Source organism: Mesorhizobium silamurunense, assembly GCF_014843825.1.
Classification (GTDB): Bacteria; Pseudomonadota; Alphaproteobacteria; order Rhizobiales; family Rhizobiaceae; genus Mesorhizobium; species Mesorhizobium silamurunense.
This window is the reverse complement of record NZ_JHQR01000309.1, coordinates 1-2,692: the sequence shown is the minus strand read 5'-3', so window position 1 is coordinate 2,692 and position 2,692 is coordinate 1. Positions and strand designations below refer to the sequence as shown.

Annotated in this window: 4 protein-coding genes; 3 read left to right on the top strand and 1 reads right to left on the bottom strand. The window is 65.0% G+C overall.

All coding sequences use genetic code 11. From position 1 onward, the window contains the following. The coding region (locus DH10_RS30570) for a phenylalanine--tRNA ligase subunit beta-related protein (protein ID WP_485020604.1) at nt 1-578 on the top strand (578 nt) is incomplete at its 5' end. A 122-nt stretch (nt 579-700) separates the two neighbouring features. Then, nucleotides 701-1,303, top strand: a complete 603-nt coding sequence (locus DH10_RS30565; protein WP_192252855.1) for a nucleotidyltransferase family protein — start codon at nt 701-703, stop codon at nt 1,301-1,303. A gap of 146 nt (nt 1,304-1,449) precedes the next feature. Here DH10_RS30565 and DH10_RS30560 read toward each other — a convergent pair whose 3' ends face one another. Further along, on the bottom strand, nt 1,450-2,445 hold the full coding sequence (locus DH10_RS30560; protein ID WP_192252858.1) for an aldo/keto reductase: 996 nt from the start codon (nt 2,443-2,445) through the stop codon (nt 1,450-1,452). Between the two features lie 96 nt (nt 2,446-2,541). On the opposite strand from DH10_RS30560, the gene DH10_RS30555 reads away from it, so the two are divergent. Next, on the top strand, nt 2,542-2,692 hold a 151-nt coding region (locus DH10_RS30555), incomplete at its 3' end, for a helix-turn-helix domain-containing protein (RefSeq protein ID WP_192385678.1).

Sequence of the window (2,692 nt, the reverse complement as noted above, 5' to 3'; positions counted from 1 at the left end):
CGGTCGGCGTGTTCGACGCCAAGGCCGACGCGATCGCGGCGCTCGAGGCCTGCGGCGCGCCGGTCGACCGACTGCAGATCGAGCCCGGCGGCCCGGCCTGGTACCATCCTGGACGCTCAGGCACCATCAAGCTCGGGCCGAAGACCGTGCTCGGCATCTTCGGCGAGTTCCATCCGAAGACGCTTGCAGCGCTCGACGTTTCCGGGCCGCTCTGCGGCTTCGAGGTCTTTGTCGACGCCGTGCCGGAGCCCAAGGCGAAGCCGACGCGCACCAAGCCGAGGCTCGATCTTTCGCCCTTCCAGGCGGTGAAGCGCGACTTCGCCTTCGTCGTCGACAGGTCGGTCGAGGCCGGCACGCTGGTGCGTGCGGCGCTTGCCGCCGACAAGAAACTGGTCACCGGCGTTTCGGTGTTCGACGTCTTCGAAGGCGCTTCGCTGGGCGCCGCCAAGAAATCGATCGCCATCGAAGTCTCGATCCAGCCGGTCGAAAAGACGTTGACCGACGAGGATTTCGAGGCGCTCGCAAAACGCATCGTCGAGAACGTCAACAAGCAGACGGGCGGTGTGCTGAGAGCTTAGCGCGGCTCAACGCCGCTCTAAGCATTTGTTTTTACGCAATTCCGACGGAAAACCGCTACGCACTTTTCCTGGAATTGCTTGTGAGGATTGCCGGCAGATGGCGAATCGCCCTTCAAAGGGCGATGAACCATCTCCGCTATTCGGGCCTTCCGTTCGAACAGCAGCGCGCGGCCTTCCTCGCCATCGTCGCGGCCGACCCGTTGCTGGCAGAGACGCTGGCGCGGGTGCGTGCGCTTGCCTTGCCTGACTGGCTGGTGGTTTCCGGCGCGCTCTACAACAGCGTCTGGAACCATCTGACCGGCAAGCCGCCGGGCCACGGCATCAAGGATGTCGACCTGTTCTATTTCGACGATGCCGACCTCTCCTACGAGGCCGAGGATGCGGTGATCCGCCGGGCGGCGCGGCATTTCGAAGGATTGCCGCTGCCGGTCGAAGTGCGCAACCAGGCGCGGGTGCATCTGTGGTATCCGGTGAAATTCGGGCAGGAATGCCCGCGCTATGCGAATTCGAGCGAGTCGGTCAGCTACTTTGCGTCGAAGACGCATGCGGTGGGGGTGCGGTTCGATGGCGACGGCGAGCTCGAATTGGTGGCGCCGTTTGGGCTCGACGATGTCTTCTCGTTTCGCATCGAGCCAAATCGGGTGTTGGACAACCAGCGGACGCATGAGGCGAAGGGCAGGCGGGCGAAGGAAGCCTGGCCGGAGATTAGTGTGGTGCCTTGGTGACTACTCTCCCCCTTGGGGGGAGGGTCGATCCGCATAGCGGATCGGGGTGGGGGTTCTCGTAGGGCGCTACCCCCACCCCGTCTCACTGCCTCCGCTTCGCTGCGTCAGCGAGCCGACCCTCCCCACAAGGGGGAGGGTGGTGGGACTCACCCATTCACCAGCGCCAGCAGCTCCTCGGTGTAGCGCTTGCCGACCACCTTGTCGGGCGACAGCGCATCGCCGATCGCCGCCACTTCTGCAGCGCTCAGCTCGATCCCGGCCGCCGCCGTGTTCTGCTCCAGATGGCGGATCTTTCGCGCGCCGGGGATCGGCACGATGAAATCGCCCTGGTGCAGTACCCAGGCGAGCGCCAGTTGCGCCGATGTCACGCCCTTTTCCGCCGCCAGCTTTTCCAGCACCGCGATGACGGCGTTGTTGGCTTCCATGGCTTCGGCCTGGAAGCGCGGCAGGCCGAGCCGCCAGTCGCCGGCGCCGAGTGCATCGGGCTTGGCGATCGTGCCGGTGAGCAGGCCGCGGCCGAGCGGGCTGTAAGGGACAAAGCCGATGCCGAGCTCGCGGCAGACGGCAAAGACCTCGTCCTCGGGATCGCGGCTCCACAGCGAATACTCGCTCTGCACGGCGGCGATCGGATGCACGGCATGGGCCCGGCGGATGGTCGCGGCACTTGCCTCCGACAGGCCGAGCGCGCGCACCTTGCCCTCACGCACCAGCTCGGCCATGGCGCCGACGGTGTCCTCGATCGGCACGTTCGGGTCGACACGGTGCTGGTAGTAGAGATCGATGACGTCTGTGTTCAAGCGCTTCAGCGAGGCTTCCGCCACCGCCTTGACATGCTCGGGGCGGCTGTCGACGCCCGCCATGCGGTCCATGCCGGTGCCTTCGTCGACGATCTTGAAGCCGAATTTGGTGGCGATGGTCACCTTGTCACGCACCGGCTTCAACGCCTTCCCGAGCAGGATCTCGTTCTCGTAGGGGCCGTAGACTTCAGCCGTGTCGAAGAAGGTGAGGCCGATCTCGACGGCTCGGCGCAACGTGGCGATCGCCTCGGCTTCCGGCTGGCCGCCATAGCCGAAGCTCATGCCCATGCAGCCGAGGCCGACGGGGAAGACTTCGAGTTCAGTTCCGAGTTTGCGGGTTTGCATCACGCGTCTCCTTGTTGTGATGGGCAGGAAATAACGTCTTGCACTCCGTTCGATAATCGCGTCTCTTTTGCACAGCTTGTGCTATAAAATAGATCAATGAACCGCACCAACCTCTCTCAGCTCGCCGTGCTTGCCGCCGTTGCCCAATGCGCCAGCTTCCGCGGCGCCGCGCGCGAGCTTGGCATCGCGCCGTCGGCGGTCAGCCACGCGGTGCAGAGCTTGGAAGCGCGACTCGGCGTGCGGCTGC

What these genes read in the sequence shown, in the direction of transcription:
- DH10_RS30560 (WP_192252858.1), bottom strand. Translation starts at nt 2,445, where the DNA reads ATGCAAACCCGCAAACTCGGAACTGAACTCGAAGTCTTCCCCGTCGGC.
- DH10_RS30565 (WP_192252855.1), top strand. Translation starts at nt 701, where the DNA reads ATGAACCATCTCCGCTATTCGGGCCTTCCGTTCGAACAGCAGCGCGCG.